Source organism: Desulfovibrio sp. SGI.169 (assembly GCF_050313595.1).
Taxonomy (GTDB): domain Bacteria; phylum Desulfobacterota; class Desulfovibrionia; order Desulfovibrionales; family Desulfovibrionaceae; genus Desulfovibrio.
The window spans coordinates 32,683-51,311 of the sequence record NZ_JBNPLS010000014.1; the positions used below are offsets into that span (position 1 = coordinate 32,683).

Consider the following 18,629-nt stretch of genomic DNA (forward strand, 5'->3'; position numbering starts at 1 on the left):
TCTGCCACACACTCCGAGACATGCAATGGCGCTGAAAACCTCGATCATCATCGACCTTGCGGGCAATATCCAGGCCCGCGCGCGTCAGTACGGTTCCGCCCTGGGCGGTCTGGCCCGAAAAGGCCGGGCCGCCATGCAGGGGCTTTCCCGCGCGGCACAGACGGCGGGCGCGGGACTGGACAGGCTGGGCAACCGCTACACGGCCATCCTTGGGGGCGGCGCCGCCGCCCTGGCCGTGAAAAGCACCATGACCCTCCAGGAGCGCCTCACCCGCCTGGGTATCACGGCGGACGCCAGCGACGAGCACATCAAGGCCCTGCATGAACGCATCCTGGATGTGGCCAACGCGCCGAACATCCGCGTGGACCCCTCGCAGATCCTCGCGGGTGTGGAATCGGTCATGGAAAAGACCGGCGATCTCAAGTTCGTGGAGGAGAACATCCGCAATATCGGTCTGGCCATTCAGGCGGCCGGAGCGGACGGCGGCGCCGTGGGCGACATTTTCGCCGAGTTCCAGAAGCAGGGCATGAGCGCCAGGGATGCGCTTGCCAGCGTGGACATCCTCATCGCCCAGGGCAAGGCGGGCGCCTTCACCCTCAAGGATCTGGCGGCCCTTGGCCCGCGCGTGGTCACGGCCTACACGTCACTTGGCCGCAAAGGCCCGCAGGCCATGCGCGAAATGGGCGCGGTCCTTCAGATGATCCGCATGGCCACAGGCTCTTCGGAACAGGCGTCGACCGCCTGGGAAGCCATGCTGCGCACCTTCTCCGACCGCAAGAAACTGGCGTTCCTGCAAAAGCAGGGCGTCAAGGTCTTTGACCCCGAAGAACTCAAGAAAGGCCGTGAAGTGCTGCGCCCGGCCAACGAACTCATTGAGAACATCCTCAAAGCAGCGGGCAACTCGCGCGTCAATCTGTCGGATGTGTTCGACGCCGAGGCGCTGCGCGCCTTCAACGCGCTCATGGACAAGGTGGGCATCGACAAGTTGCGCGAACTCATGGCGATCGAAGCCGATGGCTCCACCGTGCAGCGGGACTCGGCGCGCGCCGCCACAACCGCCAACGCGGCCCTGCAAAGCCTGCGTACCACCTGGGGCCGCTTTGCGGACGCCAACCTGGCCGAACCCATTCAGAAGCTGGCCGACATCCTCAACGCCATCGACCCCCAGCGTCTGCAAACCGCGCTCCAGGGCGCGGGCATCCTGGCGGCCGGGCTGGGCGCGGCCGTTGCCGCAAAAAAGGCCGTGAACGCCGGGCAGGCCGTGCGCGGCTGGTTCGGGGGCGGCAAAAAGACGGCAGCCGGGGCGGCGCTCTCCGGCGCGTCCGGGCTTGCCGGCCTCAAGCTGCCCTTGCCCGTCTATGTGGTCAACCGCCAGATGAGCCTCACCCGCGACGCCATGCTGGGCAAGGATGGCGGGGCCGTGCCGCCCGTGGGCGCGGGCGGCGGCAAGCCCGGAAAAGCGCCGGCTCCGGGGCGGCGCGCCGCCCGCAATGCCGGGCGTACCGCGGGCGTTGCCGCAGCCGGGTATGCGGCCTGGGATGTGTATCAGATATGGAAGGATGACCAGGCTTCCATCGGCGAAAAAACCGGAGCCGTGGTGGAGGCGGGCGGCGAGGCTGCCGGGGGCTTTGCGGGCGGCGTCCTGGGCGCCAAGGTGGGCGCGGCCATCGGCACAGCCATTGCGCCAGGTCTGGGCACAGCCATCGGCGGAGCCCTGGGCGGCGTGGTGGGCGGCATTGCCGGTTCCAAGCTGGGCCAGAGCATCGGCGAGGCCGCGCGTTCGTGGCTTTCCGGCGTGGCCGACTGGTTCACGGGCAAGCCTTCGACGGAGGAGGCCGTGACGCGGGCCGCGCAGCAGATGCGCGAGGCCGCGGCGCTCTTCCAGCAGACATGCGCCAGGGGCGTGGGCGTTGACGTCAACGTCCAGGGCAATGCCACGGCCAGCATCGCGCGAGGTTCCGGCGAGGTGAACCTCAGCGCGGGCGTGAGCCACAGCCGGATGCTGGGGGGCTAGATGCCGCGCTCCTCCTTCTTTTCCACGCTCCGGCAGGCCAGTTTCCGCGGCGTTCCTTTTGAGGTCGACGACGCGGACGAGTCCGGCGGCCGCCGCCTGGCCCGACACGAATATCCGCTGCGCGACCTGCCCTTCGCCGAAGACCTGGGCCGCAAGGCCGGGGAATGGCGCATCAGGGCGTTCATCGTCCAGGGCCGGAGCCATGACTACGTTCAGGCCCGCGACGCCCTGCGCAAGGCCCTCACCGCCTACGGCCCGGCAACGCTGATCCATCCGTGGCTCGGCGAGTTGACTGTGGCCGTGGATCGCTTTTCCCTGCGCGAGACCACGAGCAAGGGCGGCTATTGCGAGTTTGACATCGACTTTGTGGAGGCCGGACAGCGCGAGAACCCCGGCGCCAAAGCGGACACGGCCCAGGCCGTGGCCGCGAGCGCGGGGAACTGCCGCCAGGCGTTGCGGCAGAGCTTCGCCGCGCTCTATGCGCCGCTGGCGCAGGAACTGGAGACCTGCCTTTCCGCGCTCAATGACGGCATGGCCTGGGCCATGGAATATCTGCAACTCCCGGAAGCCCTGATCTCCGACGCCCTGGACTTCGCGGGCGGCCTCATCGGCGCCCCGTCCGGGCTGTTTGACGCGCTCTCCGGCATCTTCGGCGGCCTCCTCGGCAGCCTCGGCGCAGCCGAAGCCCTGGCCCTGGGCTTTGACCTCGGCCTGTTGGCCGGTGGCTCCGGCCAGGTGGATGAGGACGGCTATTACCGCTACGGCCCGGCGGATGCGCTGCCCTCGCGCAACCGGGAGGTGCTGGACAAATTGCTGGCGGTCAACAGCGTTACCGCCATTCCCCCGGCCACGGTCCTCAAGCGCCAGATTGCCCAGGTGGTGGTCATGGAAGACGCGGCCGCCAGCGCGAGGCTGGAGTTTGTGACGGCCGACGACGCCCTGGCCTGCCGCAAGACCGTGCTGGACGGTCTGGAGGCCGTGGCGCCCATAGCCACAGACCCGGTCTTTGCCGCTCTTTCCGGCCTGCGCCTTGACGTGGCGCGTGACCTGACCACCAGAGGGGGCGAGCTCCCGCGTGTGCGCCGGGCAATACTTCCCGCCACCATGCCCGCCCTTGTGGCCGCCTGGCGTCTGCATGGCGACGCCGCGCGGGCGGAGGAGATCGTGAGCAGAAACCGCATCCGCCATCCGGGCCGCGTGCCCGGCGCAACAGCCCTGGAGGTGCTCAGTGAGTGACGAACGGCCCGACATCAGGCTCGAAGTGGCCGGGGAACTCTGGGGCGGCTGGACCAGCATCGAGATCAGGCGCGGCCTGGAGCAGTGCGCGGGCACATTCTCCCTTGACCTCACCGACCGCTGGCCAGGGCAGGAATCGCGCCGCTCCATCAGGGCCGGTTGCGCCTGCCGCGTGCTCATCGACAAGACGCCCGTCATCACCGGCTATATCGACGAGGTGGAGGCCGCCTGGGATGCCGCCACGCACAGTTACCGCGTTTCCGGTCGGGACAAGACGTGTGACCTGGTCGACTGCTGCCCGCCCTCGACGCAGATCAGGGCCGCTTCCCTGCCGGATCTGGCCCGGCGTTGGGCCGCGCTCTTTGGCATCGAGGTGGTGGTGGCCTGCGAGTGCAACAAGCCCGTGCCGTCATTCAAGAGCGACGAGGGCGACACCTGCTTTGAAATGCTGGAAAAGCTGGCGCGCGCCAATGCGGTCATGCTCACCAGCGACGGCCGGGGGAGGCTGGTCATCACCCGCGCGGGCACGGAAAAGGCCGGCGCCACCCTCTCCCTTGGGCAAAACCTGCTCCACCTCTCCATGCAATCCAGCATGGAGAATCGCTTCAGTGAAATCACGGTCAAGGGGCAGAGCGCCGGAAGCTCCGGCTGGAACGCCGCGCCCTGCGCCCAGGGCAAGGGCGTCGCCAAGGACCCGGCCGTGCCCAGGTATCGCCCGCTCACGCTGGTGGCCGAGCAGGAAGAGTTCGGCAATGCCGCGCGCCGCGCGCGGCATGAGGTGAATATCCGCTACGGCAAGGGGCACAACGCCCGCGCCAGGGTCTGCGGCTGGTACGCGAAACCCGGCGAGCTCTGGCAGCCCAACCGGCTGGCGGACATTATGACCGGCGATCTGCTGGTGGTCACCTGGCTCATCACCGAAGTCACCTGGAAGATGGACGACAATGGCTGCATAACCGAGATGACCCTGCATCCTGCCGAGGCGTTCGACCTCATTCCCGTCACGCAAAAGAGCGACAAGGGCAAAAAGGGCAAGGAAACGACGACGTGGCCGGGGGTTTCCGAATGAACCTCAATCGCCTGCTCGATCCCCTGCGCCGCCGCGTGGCCACGCTCATCAGCCGCGCCGTGCTGGCGGGCGTCAATGCCGCGCCCGGCTGCCAGACCCTCCAGGTGACCATCCTGGCGGACGAGCCGCAGACCGACGTGGAGCATCTGGAGCCGTATGGCTTCACCAGCAACCCGCTCCCCGGCGCCGAAGGCGTCATCCTCAATGTGGCCGGACAGCGTGGAGCATGTATCGGCCTCAACTTCGGCGACCGCCGGGTGCGCGTTACAAGCCTCAAGTCCGGCGAGGTCTGCGTCTATACCGACGAGGGCGACAAGATCCACCTCATGCGCGAGCGCCACATGCGCCTGGAGACCCTGCATCTGGAGATCATGGCACAGGAAGACGCCACCGTGGAAACGAAAGTCTATACGGTCAGGGCCTCCCAGGGCGTGAGCTATGCCACCCCGTCGTTCGCCCTCGGCGGGGAGGGCGGCTGCAACGCGGCCATCAATGCCAATATGGCCATCAACGGCGACACCACGCAAACGGGCGCCATCACCGCTTCCGGCGATGTGCGGGGCCGGGGCGTCTCCCTGGCGGAACATACCCACACCGGCGATTCCGGCGGCGTCACGGGGAAACCGCTATGACAATGCGCGCCGAAGCCAACGACCTGCGTCTTGTCTGGGCCGGGATGGCCTCCGATTGCGCCATGAGCGGCGGCGATCTGGCGGCGGAAAGCGGCCTTGAGACGGCGGTCATCCTCTCGCTGTTCTGCGATGCCCGCGCGCGGGAGGATGACGTGATCCCGGACGGCACGGGCTACCGGCGCGGCTGGTGGGCCGACAGCGTTGCGCCCCTGGCCTCCGGCGGCCTCACCGTGCGCGAGGACGCGGCCGCCGCCCATGACCGCATCGGCTCCCGGCTCTGGCTTTTGGGCCGCGAAAAACAGCTTGCCGAGGTCGTGCGCCGCGCGAAGGACTACGCCGAAGAGGCGCTTGCCTGGCTCATTGACGACGGCGTGGCAAGCGGTGTCAGCGTCACGCCGTCCGTGCCGCGCCGGGGCTGGCTTATGCTGGACATCCGCATCTCCCTGGCCGATGGCGGCGAATACCGCCAGGGGCTGGAATATCCCCTAGCCTGAACGCCGGAAAATATTTTTGTGAAATTCCTCAAAAGATTTTACCCGGAACATCACTGAGGATTGCCCATGCCCTTTGAACGCCCCGACCTCATCGCCCTCATCGACCGCGCCCAGGCGGACATGGACAGCCGCCTTGACGGCGCGCCCTGGTTGCGTCGCCGTCTGCTGGCCGTGCTCGCCCGCATGCAGGGCGGCGTGGCGCACGGGCTCTACGGCTATCTGGACTGGCTGGCGCTCCAGTTGATGCCCGACACGGCCGAGGTCGAGCACCTCAACCGCTGGGCCGGCATCTGGGGCGTCACCCGCAAGGCGGCCACAAAAGCAGCGAGCTACGCCGTTTTTCCCGCTGCCGCCGGCGCGGTGCTCCCGGCCGGTACGGAGCTTTTGCGCGCTGATGGTGTCCGTTATCTGACGCTGGCCGACGTGGCCGAACACGAGGGACAGGTGCGCGTGGCCATAGAGGCGGCGGAAGCCGGACTTGCCGGCAATGCCGGGGCCGCCACGCCGTTGCAGCTTGCCGCGCCTGTTCTGGGGCTGGAGGCCCGGGGCGTCTCTGACGGCGAGATCACGGGCGGCGCGGACGAGGAGAGCGACGCCGGCCTCCGCGCCCGGCTTTTGACGCGCATCCGCAAACAGCCCAGCGGCGGCGCCATGCGCGATTATGTGGCTTGGGCGCTGGAAGTGCCGGGCGTGACCCACGCCTGGTGTTATCCCGGCGAGATGGGGCGCGGTTCGGTCACCGTGCGTTTCTGCATGGACGAGACGTATGCCGACGGCATCCCGCACCCCGATGACGTGGCCCGCGTCCAGGCGCACATCGAGGGGCTGCGGCCTGTCACGGCGGATGTCTATGTGGTGGCGCCCGTGCCGTATCCCGTGGACCTTGACCTGCGCATCAGCCCGGACACGCCGCGCGTGCGCGCCAGCGTGACGGCGGCCGTCTGGGCGCAGTTGCGCCGCGAGGCCGAGCCGGGGGGCGTGGTGGTCATCTCCCGGCTGCGCGAGGCCATCAGCCTGGCCGAGGGCGAGGAGGACCACGTCCTCCTGTCGCCCGCCGCCAACCTGCATCTCGCCACGGGCCGCATGGCCGTACCTGGCAGCATTACATGGGAAGATTCCGATGATGAATGACTACCAGGCCCAGCTTTTCGCGCTCCAGCCGCCGGGACGCGCCTTGCCGCGGGACCCGGCCAGCGTCTGGGGCCGTCTGCTGGACGGGCTCGCCCAGGAGTTCGCCCGCGCGGAACAGCGCGGCGAAGACCTGATCCGGGAATCCGATCCGCGCCGGGCCACGGAGCTTTTGCCGGACTGGGAGCGCGTTTGCGGCCTGCCCGGTGACTGCCCCATCGCCTGGGACAGCACCCTCCAGGCGCGTCGCGCCGCCGTGGTGGCTCAACTCACGGGGGCGGGCGGCCAGCGCGCGGCGTGGTTCGAGAGCCTGGCCGCCCTCATGGGCCTGGGCATCAGTGTTACCGAGTATCGGCCATTTCTGGCCGGGCTGTCGCGTTGCGGCGACAGGCTCAACGGTGACCATGACGTGCGCTTTTGCTGGTCTGTGGTGGTCAGGGGAAGCCGCGTCACGCGTTTCCGTTGCGGGGCCAGCGTGCCCGGCGAGCGTCTGCTGGACTTTGCGCGGCGCGAGGATCTGGAATGTCTGCTCCGGCTCTACGCGCCCGCCCATACCATATTGATTGTCGGCTACGAGGAGGATGCGGCATGAAATACGCGCCGCCCATCGGGCAGGAAGCACAGGGCGAAAGCGCCCACTACATTGACGGCAACCCGGAACTGGGCATCCTGGGCTCGCCCGTTCCCGCGGCCGCGCTCGAACCCGGCCAGCGCGAGCTTGTGCATGTCATCCGGCAGGCGGGCCTGACCCCCAGCGCGGAAGACCTGACCCAGCTCTATCAGGCCATCTGCAAAATCATCGGCGCCCAGGTGCCGCTCGCCACGGATGAGAATGTCGGCCTGGTCAAGCCTGACGGCACGACCCTTACAGTGGACGAAGATGGCGTGCTGTCCGTCATTCAAAAGGCGGACGCCACGGTGGCGAGACTGGAGGAACTCCGCAAGCTTTCCATCGGTGCGCCCAGGTTCCACCGCTCCGCGGCATTGCCGGCCAACCACGCCTGGCCGGACGGATCGCTTGTGGAGTTTGAGGACTGGCCGGAGCTTGCGGAGGTCTACGAGCAGGGCGGCTTTACGGGCATGCTGCTGCCGTGGGACGCCGATGCGGAAACACAGGCGGCCAACCTCGGCAAGTTTCGGCCCAACGCCGCTAACCCCACGGGATTATACCTGCCTTTGCATGGCGGCCAGTTTTTCCGAAATTGGACGCTGGGCCAAGGGGCGGACGCGGGCGCGTGGGGCGAAGACCAGATGCAGCGGCTCACTGGCGGATTTTACCGGGAGAGTGCGCCAAATCAGGGATTTTTGCTTGATTATCAACTGGTCGCATCCGGTGTTTTTGGTTTTACGGCGGGGCCGACGCAGGACTCGCAAAGCAAGTTTTCGGGGGTAGATGAGTCAAGGGCATGGGCGTATGCCCCAATAGATTTTGACTCCGCTCGTGTGGCGCGCAGCGGCACAGAGACAGTGCCGTCCCATATCCGGCAGCCTGTCATTATCTATTTGGGCCGTCCGAGATAGATAATCACAGGCATGTTAATACTTGGCGGCATGACGGTGGGCGATGCGCCATACTCTGAATTTGACCTAGATGCGTTCAGATTTAACCACGCACCACCCCAATTTGCTCCTGTTTGGTGGGGATGGTTCATGGAGAAATTGCTAAATGACAACGCGCCACCGGCAGTTGCCCCAGAATATGTATGAATTAATGCATAGCCTTCTATATTGGGCAGTCCCGGCGCGTTATACCCACCCGCGCTCCCGTCCCCGCCCAGCGCCCAAGCTCGGAAAGGCGAAGTGCAAAACAATAACCCTCAACCATCCAAGGATATACTATGAGCACTCTCATGCATACATATGACCTGCTCACCGGCGCTTTGACCGGTTCCCGCCCCGCCCAGGTTGTCGGCGGCAAGGAGCTGACCGATTGCGCCAATGCCACGCCCGCGGCTCCGCCCGCTGATATCCCGTCCGGCCATACGGCCCGCTGGACGGGCAGCGCCTGGGAGGTGGTCGAGGATCACCGGCAACAGATGGATTCCACGGGCGGCAAACAGGGCGGCACGCCCTACTGGCTGCCAGCCAAGGGCGACGACTGGCAAAGCCCGCCGCGTTACATGGAGGCCCTTGGCCCGTTGCCCGACGGGGCCGTGACCACGCGCCCGGAAAAACCGCTGTCCGCCCTCAAGGCCGAAAAGGCGCGCGAGATCAGATCCGCCTGTGACGCGGCCATCGTGGCCAGCCTGACCATGCCCTCGGAGACTCCCTCCTCATTGGAGGTCACAACGGCCGCCGCCTCCCTGGCCGGGATTGATCCTGACGGGCCGGACACCTTGCTGGCCCTGCACACAGCCCGGCGCGACGAGCTGCTGGCCGCTGTCGCGGCGGCGGAATCTCCCGCTGAGCTGGCGGCAGTGGAGGTCAGCTATGCCGTCTAGCCTCTTGGGCCGCACATGCCCGACATGCGGACACATCTTGCGGCCCGCCCTGATTGACGGGCGGCTGGTGTGGCTCTGTCCGCTTTGCGAGGTGGCGCGGTCATGATGCCTACTGTTATTGAGGGCGGGCTTTGCACCGGCCCGGACGCGCCCGGTGAGGATGGCATCAAGGTTGACGGCACGGGCCTGGGCGTGACCGAGATTCGTCACCGCATCTTTGATTTTCGCGCCTGCCCCCACGCGGATCAGGATGAGGTTCTCAGCGGCGTCAACGGCGCTGTGGCCCGACTGCACGGCTGCGTCATCATGGGCGGCATCAAGGCCATACTGGCGGGCAACGGCGACCACCCAGGCGAGGACATGGCCCGCGCCCGCTGGGAGCTGGACAGTTGCGTCATCATGGAGGCCGGCCGCCGCTGCCCGGAGGCTCAGGACGGAGCCACGGTCATCATGCGCCGCTGCTGGATACATGACTGGGGCCGGGCCTTTGACGTGCGGGCCTTCGGGGCCTGGGCGCACCGGGGCGGCAGGATCATTGCCGAGGACTGCCTGTTTACACAATCCGGCGGGCCGCTGGCTCTCGGCCTGCGCAATACTCTGGCGGACATCGGCAATCATGTGGGTCAGGCTGTCAATGACCACGGTCTGCGGGCCGTGTTATGGCCAAGTAGCTGGAGGCCCGGAGTTTGCCGGGGCCTGACCGCCGACACCGGCGGCCTGGTCCTGTCCACGCGCTGCTACCGCAACCGGCCCTGGATTATTGTTGAGGGCTGTAATCAATGGATGAGCAGGGAGCAAGCCCTGGATACCGTGCTGCATCTTGAGGGGGTGTGCCCGGATGTGCGGGACAGACTGGGCGGCGTTGGTCTTGCGGAGATTTTCCGCGCCGTGGCGTAGCGTAACCTGAGCGCTCTTTTACAATCGCAGAGAGATCCGACCGATTTGATTTGGCGGAGGCGGGGGCGCGGCAACGCCCCCACCGGCGCGGCGTAGTAGCGCCGCACCACGGCCCCACATGAGGCGTAGACCCATCATGCGGAGTAACCGCCTGCTGTTTGCTCCCGGAGAGCGCAAACAGGCTAGCAGGCTGTTGCACGGGGCGCAACATTATTACACGCCATGCAAGAGGATATCTACCAGGAGATCAGATGTTGCCAGTGCCGCAAGCTGCTGGCCAGAGGCTGGGCGCGTGACGCCCATATTATCCATAAGTGCCCCCGTTGCGGGGCCTACAACACCCTGCGGGCCACGCGCCCCCACTCCGAGCCGCATGACGAGCCGCCAGGGAGCAAGCATTGCTGACAGTGGGCAGCCCGTTCGCGTTAGCCGTTGCCGCGCCAGCGGCTTACGGATAACGACAGCAATTTCGCTGGCTGGCTGCGGTGTTACCCAATTACTGTCGCCATGCGTAGCTTCCTGCGTCGCAACGCCTGGCGCAGCGGGGCCGGGTTATGTGACCTCGGCCTCCACTGGGCGGGCTTCAGACATCAATGGTTTTGCGAGATAAATCCGTTTTGTCGGAGCGTCCTCGCCCGGCACTGGCCAGGCACACCTATACTTAATGATGTGGCCGCGCTCACGGGAGCGGATCTTCCGCCGGTGGATGTGCTGCCCGCGGCGGCCCTTGGCGCCCCGTCTCAAGGCTCTCGGCAATGCCATCACACCGCAACAGGCATACGCCATCGCGGTTTGTATCCTTGAGGCCGAGGGACTTCCGGCGCCGCCCATGCCGTTGCCGTAACCCGCACCGCTGAGGGCCGCGCGCCCCCGCTTCGAGCCGCCGGACGGCCTTTACCGGAGCAGAGCCATGATCAAGATATCGCTGGCTGACCACGTCACGCTGTTTCAGGGCGACGCCCTGGGCGTCCTCACCACTCTCCCCGCCGCAAGCGTTGACGCCGTGCTGACCGATCCGCCGTATTCCAGTGGCGGGATAACTCTGAGCGCCAAACAGGTCGACCCAGCGCGCAAATACCAGCGCTCATACATTAAGCGGCAATATCCGCCCATGCTCGGCGATTCCAAGGATCAGCGCAGCTGGACGATGTGGTGCACCCTCTGGCTTGCCGAGTGCTGGCGTATAGCCCGTGAGGGTTCACCACTCCTTGTTTTTACGGACTGGCGGCAGCTTCCGGCCCTGAGTGATTCCGTCCAGGCTGCGGGCTGGGCGTGGCGGGGCATCGTGGCGTGGGACAAGCGTTCCGGGAGGCCACAACTGGGCAGATTCCGGCAACAGTGCGAGTATGTGCTCTTCGCTTCCAAAGGCCGTTTCTGCGCGCCGTCACAGGCATGCCTGCCCGGCGTCTACTCCTATCCCGTCAACCCGGCGCACAAAGTCCACCTGACCAGCAAGCCCGTGGCGCTCATTACTGATTTGCTGGCCGTGACGGCTACGGGCGTCACCGTGCTTGATCCGTTCATGGGCGGCGGCTCTGTCGGCGAGGCGTGTCTGGCCACGGGGCGCGGCTACGTCGGCTGCGAGCTTTCGCCGGAGTATTTCGAGATCAGCCGGACCCGCCTGAAAAAGTTTCTGATAGAGTGCAGATAAGAGTGGATATTCATCCGTGAGTACGCCATGTCTGATGTCACGGAGGTTATACCATGTACAAGACAGTCGATCCGGCCCTGGGCCTGAGCATGGATAAGGACTACGGCGGCATCCAGCTTCTGAGCAAGGCGTTCCTGCTGGCGGTGGCCAACGGCGAAGTGGACGCCAGGGCGCTGCTGGAGGAGGAGTTGGCGTCGCGCGGCTATGACAAGGACGGCCACTGGATCGGCTGCCGCTGATCACAGCCTGGCGACAGGTTTCTACCATCACGGGCGGGGCTTCGGCCCCGCCATCCTTAACTGAAAAAGGCGGGGTGAGAATCCCGCCTTTGTAATTTTATTACGCCCAGCGTAATGCGATGCCGCTTGAGTTATTACGCCGCCAGGGGCCGAGTTTTTACGCCGCGCATCAGCGTCGCCCCTGAACAGCTCGCCTATCTGATTTATACATCCGGCTCCACTGGCAAACCCAAAGGCGTCATGCTGCGCCATGCCGGAATCTGCAACTATGTGACCGCCCACGAACGCAACGCCCATGTCGCGGCCCTGGCGCAGGATGCGCATGCCATGCTTTCCGTGACTACGGTCGCTTTCGACATGTTCCTCAAGGAGAGCATGACCACGCTTTGCAACGGCCTGACCCTGGTGCTGGCCAACGACGACGAGGCGCGCGACCCGGTGCGCCTGGCGCGCCTTTTTGCCGCCACAGGCGCGGACGCCTTCAACGCCACCCCATCCCGTCTGGTGGAATATGCGGAGTATCCCCCCCTGCTTGAGGCCTTGAACAAGTGCCGTGTCCTCATGGCGGGCGCTGAAAAATATCCCGAAGCCCTGCTCAGAAAACTGCGTACGGGGAGCGCGCGTCTGTTCAATACATATGGCCCGACGGAAATCACGGTTTCCTGCAATTGCAAGGAACTGACAAACGCGGACAAAGTGACTGTGGGCGCGCCGTTGCTCAACGTGCGTGAACATGTGGTTGATGGCGACGGCAACGTGTTGCCCTGCGGCATGATTGGAGAATTGCTTGTCGGGGGCATTGGCGTCGCCGCCGGCTACAACAACCTTCCCGGGCAGACTGCCGCTCGCTTCATCAATTTTGCCGGTCAGCGCGCTTACCGCACGGGAGATTATGCGCGCTGGACCGAGAATGGCGAAATCGCCATCCTTGGCCGAAATGACAGCCAGGTCAAGTTGCGGGGTCTGCGCATCGAACTGGGCGAAGTGGAAAATGTCCTCGCGTCCCTGCCTGGCGTGAGCGCGTGCGTGGCCGGCATACGGGTGCTGAACGGCCAGGAGCATCTCTGCGCATGGTACACCGGCGAGGCGACAGATCCACAGGGCTTGCGCGAACGGGCCGCCGGCACTCTTCCCGGCTACATGACGCCCACCGCGTGGGTGCATCTGGAAAAAATGCCGTCCCTGCCCAATGGCAAGACCGATTTTCGCAATCTCCCGAATCCCGTTCCTCTGGCATCCGGGGGATATGCGGCGCCAAAAACGGAAACGGAGCGGAAAATCTGCGCTGTATTCGCCGCAGTGCTTGGCCTGGAAACGGTGGGCGCCACGGACGGCTTCTTTGACCTGGGCGGCTCCTCCCTGGCTGTGGCGCGCGTGCTGATTGAGGCGGAGCGCGCCAGTCTCTCCGGCATTGCCTATGCGGACGTTTTTGCCCATCCCACGCCGCGGGAGCTGGCCGCCTGTCTCGCCGCCCGCAATGCGCCCGCTGACGTGGCGGCGGCTCCGCAGACTTCGCCGGAGACGCCCGAAGGGGAATATACGACAATCAACTGGCTGTTGCGGGAAAATACGCTGGAGTCGTTTCGCGCCGGGCAGGAAAGACCGTTGGGCAATGTCTTGCTCACCGGCCCTGCCGGTTTTCTCGGCTCGCACATCCTGCATGGCCTCATCACGCGGAGCGATGGCGCGATTTGCTGCCTGATGCGGCGTGGGCGCTACGAATCCGCCGAAAAACGCTTGAAGCAGATTCTCTACTATTATTTTGAGGATGATTTTGAGCAGCTTTTCGGCAGACGCCTTACAGTGGTGGAAGGCGATATCACCAGGGCGGCCGATCTTGCGCGCATTGACGCTCTGCAGTCTCTCAAGATCGACACCATCATCAACTGCGCGGCCAATGTTTCACACTTTTCGCGGGGCAGCGACATTGCCGACGTCAATCTTGGCGGGGTGCGCAACCTGATTGACCTTGGCCTGCGCCTTGGGGCCCGCCTGGTGCAGATTTCCACGGCAAGCGTCGCCGGCTTTTCCATTGATGGAGAACCCGCGCCCGATACGCGCCTTACAGAGCGGGATCTCTATATCGGGCAAAACCTGGACAACCAGTATGTGCGCAGCAAATTCCTGGCGGAGAAAGCCATTCTGGAGGCGGCTTCCCGGGGCCTCGACGCCAAAATCATGCGTGTGGGCAACCTTATGGCGCGCAACCACGATGGGGAATTTCAGATCAACCTGCGCTCCAACAGCTTTATCGGGCGTTTGCGGGCATGGCATGTGATTGGCGGTTTTCCCTACTCATCCTTCCTGCATCATACGGAACTTGCGCCCATAGACTGCACGGCCAGGGCCGTCCTGTTGCTGGCCGCGGCGCCGGAAGCATGCCGCATTTTTCATCCTTTCAACAATCACAGCCTTTTCATGGGCGATATCGTGGAGGCCATGCGTGAAGAGGGAATCGACATTCCTCTCATGGAAGACGAGGAATTCGCGCATGCCATGGCCAGGGTCAGAAACGACCCGGACAAGGCTGAACGGCTTGTCACCCTGCTGGCCTACAACAATATGGCCGATGGCCGGGCTGCGGTTCCCCTGGCGGCCGCAAGCGCCTACACCGCCCAGGCGCTTCTGCGCCATGGCTGGCGCTGGCCTGAAACCGGCGGCGTCTATTTGCGCAATTTCATCAGAGCCTTGTCGGGCATGGTTTTTTTTGACATGTAGGATACCCGGACGTGAGCAGTCACGCACACGCAAAATGCTATTCCCTGGACATCGCCGCCCTGCCGCCATTGCCCGAAATCGAATCGGAAATGCCGCCTGAACGGCGCAAGGCCCTCCATGCCCTTGCACGCCACGATGACAGACTTCGCTGCGCAGCCGGCTGGCTGCTCATGCGCGCGGTTCTCGGGTCAGGGACGGCCCGGGTGCGCTACGGGCGCTACGGCAAACCTTTCTTGCCGGGCGGGCCGTATTTCAGCCTTTCCCATTCAGGGCGTTATGCGCTCCTTGCGGAAGCGCCGATGCCCGTTGGCGTTGATGTGGAGGAAATACGCCAGGAAAAGGATTGCGCCGCGCTTGCGCGCCAGGCCCTGCACCCTGATGAACGGAAATTTTTTGCCGGAAAACCTGTGCCGCAGACGTTTTTTGACATCTGGACGCTGAAGGAGAGCTATCTCAAATTGCGGGGCACCGGCCTTAATGAAAATCCGGCCACATTCGCCCTGACATTCGGAAAATCCAATGCGCGCCTGCCTGGAATGCCGGATGTCCATTTCTGTCTCTATCACCATCTCCCCGGGCACAGCGCCGCCATTTGCCTGTATCGCTGCATGCCGCCGCAGGCCATCGTGGCCCTGCGTCTTTAATTCGCCAGGCTCAGACCTCATTAAAAAGCTATGGTTTTTGTCTGTCTGTACAAAGGGAGATTTTCCGCCCAAAATCGCACCGTGACGCGGCCAGCGCGAAAAAGGCCGTTTTTGACGGATAATTCCAGCAACCACCCTAACCAACAGCCCGTTAATAGGGCCTGACTTCAAAAGGACAAGCTATGTATGATCCATCCCCTTCCATGAATCCGGAACTTGCCATGAAGCTTGTCCGCCAGGCTGAGGGCATGACCCAAGAGGCTCTGGCGCGACTGCAGGAGGAACGCCTGCATTTTCTGCTTGCCCATGCCAGGGCCAATTCGCCGTTTCTCGCGGAAAAATACAAGAATTTGCCAGAAAAGCCCTCTCTGCGGGATATTCCGATTCTGGAGCGGGCCGAAGGCGTGGCGCATTTTGACGACTGGATGTGCGACAGGAACGTGACCGCAAGGAAGCTGGAGGATTTTCTCGCCAATCCCGCGACCATGCGCCAGGACTTCCTGAATCGCTACAGGGCGCTCAGTACTTCCGGTTCCACGGCGGCTCCCTTGCATATTGTCCGGGATATGCGCCACAATCACATCAATGCGGCCCTGCTTCAAAGCCGTTTCTGGAATGGCGGCAAGCTGGGCGGCATAGCCGAAATCCAGCGCCCGTGGCCCAGGGCCTGCGCGATCACCGCGGGGAACGGCCGCCACTCCTCTTACCTTTCCTTCCTGCGAATGCAGAAGGCGTATGAAGAAAACGGCAAGGGAGACCGCATCGCATTCTGTTCCATTGAGACCCCCTTGCCCAGCCTTGTTGATACGCTCAATGCCTTTCAGCCTGAAATTCTGGGTTCGTATCCTTCAATTCTTCAGATACTTGCAAAGGCGCAAAAAGCCGGCAGGCTTGCCATCAGGCCACTGGCGCTGTGCAGTTCGGCGGAATATCTCTCGCCTGATGTTCTTGCCATGCTGGAAGAGGTCTTTCAATGCCCTGTCATGGAGAACTACTGCTCCACGGAAGGCGGCGAAGTGGCCATGCTCTGCAAGGCCAATCACCTGCATCTCAACAGCGACTGGATCATCATGGAACCGGTGGATGCCGACAATAACCCGGTGGAGGAAGGGTTGAGCGACGGCATCCTGCTTACCAATCTTGCGAACCTGGTTCAGCCTGTGATCCGCTACCGGGTTTCAGACAGGGCCAGATTGCGCAAGCAACCCTGCGCCTGCGGTTCCCCTTTCCCCGTACTGGAAATTGAAGGGCGGAAGGAAGACATCCTCGAATTTCCGGCCAGGAACGGCAGCTTCTTCCTGTCGCCGCCGGTGATGATGGTGGCAGCCCTGCATGTGCCGGGCTGCGCCGCCTGCCAGTTCATCCAGCGGTCGCCGACGGAGCTTGAGATCCGTTGTGTGCCCATGGAGAACGCGGAGCGCGCCGCTGTCGCAAAGGCGCTGACGGATGTAATGGTTCGCATTTTGAAAGCAAACGACGCTGAAGACGTGCGTGTTCGCGCTTCCGATGAGGCTCCAAAACGCGGCAACAGCGGGAAATTGCGCGTCTTTGTCAAAGATTTTGACTGACAGGTGAAAGAAAGCGATGTTTGAAAGAAACGGCATTTTGCTGCTCAAACGTTTCAACAGCTATTTTTTGCCTACCATCATGATGAGTGTGGCCCTGTCCATGAGTGTCGTCGTGGATGGCATCATTGTGGGCAACATGCTGGGGCAGGACGCCCTTGCCGCGGTGAACCTGGGGCTGCCGCTGATGCAGGCTTTTGCGACAATATTCGTCTTTTTCGGCATGGGCGGTTCCATTCTTTCGGCATGGCGCCTCGGAAGGCATGAGACCGCGCTCGCCGGGACTGTCTTCACCCTTTCAATCCTGGCGCTCCTGCTGGCAGGCATCGGTTGCGTATGGGCCGGCATCTTTTTCGGCGATGAGCTTGCCGGGCTGCTGGCTGGAGGCTCCACGCTCGCGGAGCTTTTGCGCCGCTACATGACTCCGCTCCTGTGGGGAGCGCCGCTGCTTCTGGTGGTGTCGGGCATAAGCTATTTTGTGCGCGTGGACGGCGGGGCCGGCCTCGCATCCGCCATATTGGTCACCGCCAATATTGTCAATCTGGTCTGCGATGTCCTGTTCATTCATTACAGCGGCAGCATTGCGGGGGCGGCCCTTGCGACAGTGAGCGGATACGGAGTGGGCTTGCTGCTGTCCGCGCATTATCTGAGGTCACCGCAAAGATCCCTCCATTTCACGCTCAAAGGCGGTCAATTGCCTGCAAACATCTGCGACATCCTCCGTTCAGGGCTGCCAGGCGGCCTTGCCATAGGTTTGCAGTTCATCAAATTTTTCTGCCTCAACATGCTGGTTATTTCAGTGGCCGGCAAAAGCGGCATGGTGGCATTTTCCGTCTGTCTGGCCTGCCTTTCTCTGGCTTCCATGTTCATATCCGGCGCATCACAAACCATGATGCCGATCATGGGCGTGCTGTATGGCGAAGGCGATTACACAGGCATGAGAATCATCTTCAGGCGGGCATTGAAAGTGCTGTTGTCTTGCACCATCTGCCTGATTGTCGTTCTCATGCTGTTTCCGCGCGAATTGCTCGTGCTCTTCGGCGTTGCCGGGGCAGACCTCTCCCTGGGAGCGCATGCGGTGCGCTATTACGCCCCAAGCCTGCTTGGGGACGCTTTCGCGATGTTCATGATCTATTACGCGCAGACCCTGCGCAAACCAACAGTCGCCGTGGTGAGCACATTCATCCAGAATGTGGCCGCGCTGATCCCCTGCGCGTGGCTGTTCTCCCGCTGGCTCGCGCTGGACGGCATCTGGCTTCCTTTCAGTGTCACCGGCATCATTACCGCCCTGGCATTGCTTGCCCTCACGCGTCATGAATCCGCGCGCTCAGGCGGCCGGATTTCGGGTCTGCTCATGCTGCCAGCCCAAAACGCCTCGCGCGACTGCCTGGATGTCTCCCTTCACAATACGCTGGCTGAGGCGACAGGCCTTTCGGCCCGCGTCACAGACTTTTGCCGTGAGCAGGGCGTCGATCAGGGGCTGGCCATGAGGGCCGGCATCATTGTGGAAGAAATGGCGGTAAACGCCGTGCGTTATGGCGGACAAAAGCCGAATTCCACCCTGATGGACGTAAATATCCGCGTGACGGATCGGGAAGTGCGCATTTCTTTCCGCGATGCCGGTCGCCCTTTCAGCCCCCTTGACTACAAGACGGAAAACAGCCCGGCCACGGTTGGCGGCATACCCCTGATACGCGTTCTTGGCGCCCGACTTTCCTACAGTTACTCTCTGGGGTTCAATAACAGCACTGTGATATTGCCAAGAACAGCGGCATGACAGGCGGATTGCCCACCCTGTCCAAAAAGCGGGAATCTGGCGGACAAATCAGGCCAGGCGCCCTGAATTTTCACCCTCCCGCTCTGGTGGGCGCGTCCGCAACCATCATTGCCGTCAACGCCGC

General features: G+C 63.7%; 17 protein-coding genes. All 17 read left to right on the forward strand.

Annotated elements, in window-relative coordinates; all coding sequences use genetic code 11:
* Window positions 1-25 precede the first annotated feature (25 nt).
* The 17 genes from ACQRA4_RS08645 to ACQRA4_RS08725 all read left to right on the forward strand — a co-directional run bounded on the left by ACQRA4_RS08645 (window position 26) and on the right by ACQRA4_RS08725 (window position 18,505).
* Complete coding sequence (locus tag ACQRA4_RS08645) at window positions 26-2,014, forward strand: tail tape measure protein (RefSeq protein ID WP_427822675.1); 1,989 nt, start codon at window positions 26-28, stop codon at window positions 2,012-2,014.
* Complete coding sequence (locus ACQRA4_RS08650; RefSeq protein ID WP_427822676.1) at window positions 2,015-3,250, forward strand: DNA circularization protein; 1,236 nt, start codon at window positions 2,015-2,017, stop codon at window positions 3,248-3,250. It abuts the gene before it with no gap.
* On the forward strand, window positions 3,243-4,319 hold the full coding sequence (locus ACQRA4_RS08655) for a phage baseplate assembly protein (RefSeq protein WP_427822677.1): 1,077 nt from the start codon (window positions 3,243-3,245) through the stop codon (window positions 4,317-4,319). Before ACQRA4_RS08650 ends, ACQRA4_RS08655 begins: the two co-directional genes overlap by 8 nt.
* On the forward strand, window positions 4,316-4,951 hold the full coding sequence (locus ACQRA4_RS08660) for a phage baseplate assembly protein V (protein WP_427822678.1): 636 nt from the start codon (window positions 4,316-4,318) through the stop codon (window positions 4,949-4,951). Before ACQRA4_RS08655 ends, ACQRA4_RS08660 begins: the two co-directional genes overlap by 4 nt.
* Window positions 4,948-5,445: a phage GP46 family protein gene (locus ACQRA4_RS08665; RefSeq protein ID WP_427822679.1), complete on the forward strand. Its 498-nt coding sequence runs from the start codon at window positions 4,948-4,950 to the stop codon at window positions 5,443-5,445. The genes ACQRA4_RS08660 and ACQRA4_RS08665 overlap by 4 nt, the downstream gene beginning before the upstream one ends.
* A gap of 66 nt (window positions 5,446-5,511) precedes the next feature.
* Window positions 5,512-6,576, forward strand: a complete 1,065-nt coding sequence (locus ACQRA4_RS08670; protein WP_427822680.1) for a baseplate J/gp47 family protein — start codon at window positions 5,512-5,514, stop codon at window positions 6,574-6,576.
* On the forward strand, window positions 6,566-7,165 hold the full coding sequence (locus ACQRA4_RS08675) for a YmfQ family protein (protein WP_427822681.1): 600 nt from the start codon (window positions 6,566-6,568) through the stop codon (window positions 7,163-7,165). The genes ACQRA4_RS08670 and ACQRA4_RS08675 overlap by 11 nt, the downstream gene beginning before the upstream one ends.
* Window positions 7,162-8,094 (forward strand): hypothetical protein, encoded by a 933-nt coding sequence (locus ACQRA4_RS08680; protein ID WP_427822682.1) that lies wholly within the window; start codon window positions 7,162-7,164, stop codon window positions 8,092-8,094. Before ACQRA4_RS08675 ends, ACQRA4_RS08680 begins: the two co-directional genes overlap by 4 nt.
* Window positions 8,095-8,411: 317 nt before the next feature.
* On the forward strand, window positions 8,412-9,014 hold the full coding sequence (locus ACQRA4_RS08685) for a phage tail protein (RefSeq protein ID WP_427822683.1): 603 nt from the start codon (window positions 8,412-8,414) through the stop codon (window positions 9,012-9,014).
* 102 nt (window positions 9,015-9,116) lie between these two features.
* Window positions 9,117-9,911: a hypothetical protein gene (locus ACQRA4_RS08690; RefSeq protein WP_427822684.1), complete on the forward strand. Its 795-nt coding sequence runs from the start codon at window positions 9,117-9,119 to the stop codon at window positions 9,909-9,911.
* 222 nt (window positions 9,912-10,133) lie between these two features.
* Window positions 10,134-10,316: a Com family DNA-binding transcriptional regulator gene (locus ACQRA4_RS08695; protein WP_427822685.1), complete on the forward strand. Its 183-nt coding sequence runs from the start codon at window positions 10,134-10,136 to the stop codon at window positions 10,314-10,316.
* Between the two features lie 505 nt (window positions 10,317-10,821).
* Window positions 10,822-11,562, forward strand: a complete 741-nt coding sequence (locus ACQRA4_RS08700) for a DNA-methyltransferase (RefSeq protein WP_427822686.1) — start codon at window positions 10,822-10,824, stop codon at window positions 11,560-11,562.
* A gap of 53 nt (window positions 11,563-11,615) precedes the next feature.
* Window positions 11,616-11,801: a hypothetical protein gene (locus ACQRA4_RS08705; RefSeq protein ID WP_300907617.1), complete on the forward strand. Its 186-nt coding sequence runs from the start codon at window positions 11,616-11,618 to the stop codon at window positions 11,799-11,801.
* 126 nt (window positions 11,802-11,927) lie between these two features.
* Window positions 11,928-14,519 carry an AMP-binding protein gene (locus ACQRA4_RS08710; protein WP_427822687.1) on the forward strand — a complete coding sequence of 864 codons (2,592 nt, stop codon included), beginning with the start codon at window positions 11,928-11,930 and terminating at the stop codon, window positions 14,517-14,519.
* A gap of 11 nt (window positions 14,520-14,530) precedes the next feature.
* Complete coding sequence (locus tag ACQRA4_RS08715; protein ID WP_427822688.1) at window positions 14,531-15,163, forward strand: 4'-phosphopantetheinyl transferase family protein; 633 nt, start codon at window positions 14,531-14,533, stop codon at window positions 15,161-15,163.
* A 182-nt stretch (window positions 15,164-15,345) separates the two neighbouring features.
* Complete coding sequence (locus ACQRA4_RS08720) at window positions 15,346-16,731, forward strand: hypothetical protein (protein ID WP_427822689.1); 1,386 nt, start codon at window positions 15,346-15,348, stop codon at window positions 16,729-16,731.
* Window positions 16,732-16,747: 16 nt separating this feature from the next.
* Window positions 16,748-18,505 (forward strand): MATE family efflux transporter, encoded by a 1,758-nt coding sequence (locus ACQRA4_RS08725; protein WP_427822690.1) that lies wholly within the window; start codon window positions 16,748-16,750, stop codon window positions 18,503-18,505.
* Window positions 18,506-18,629: the final 124 nt, after the last annotated feature.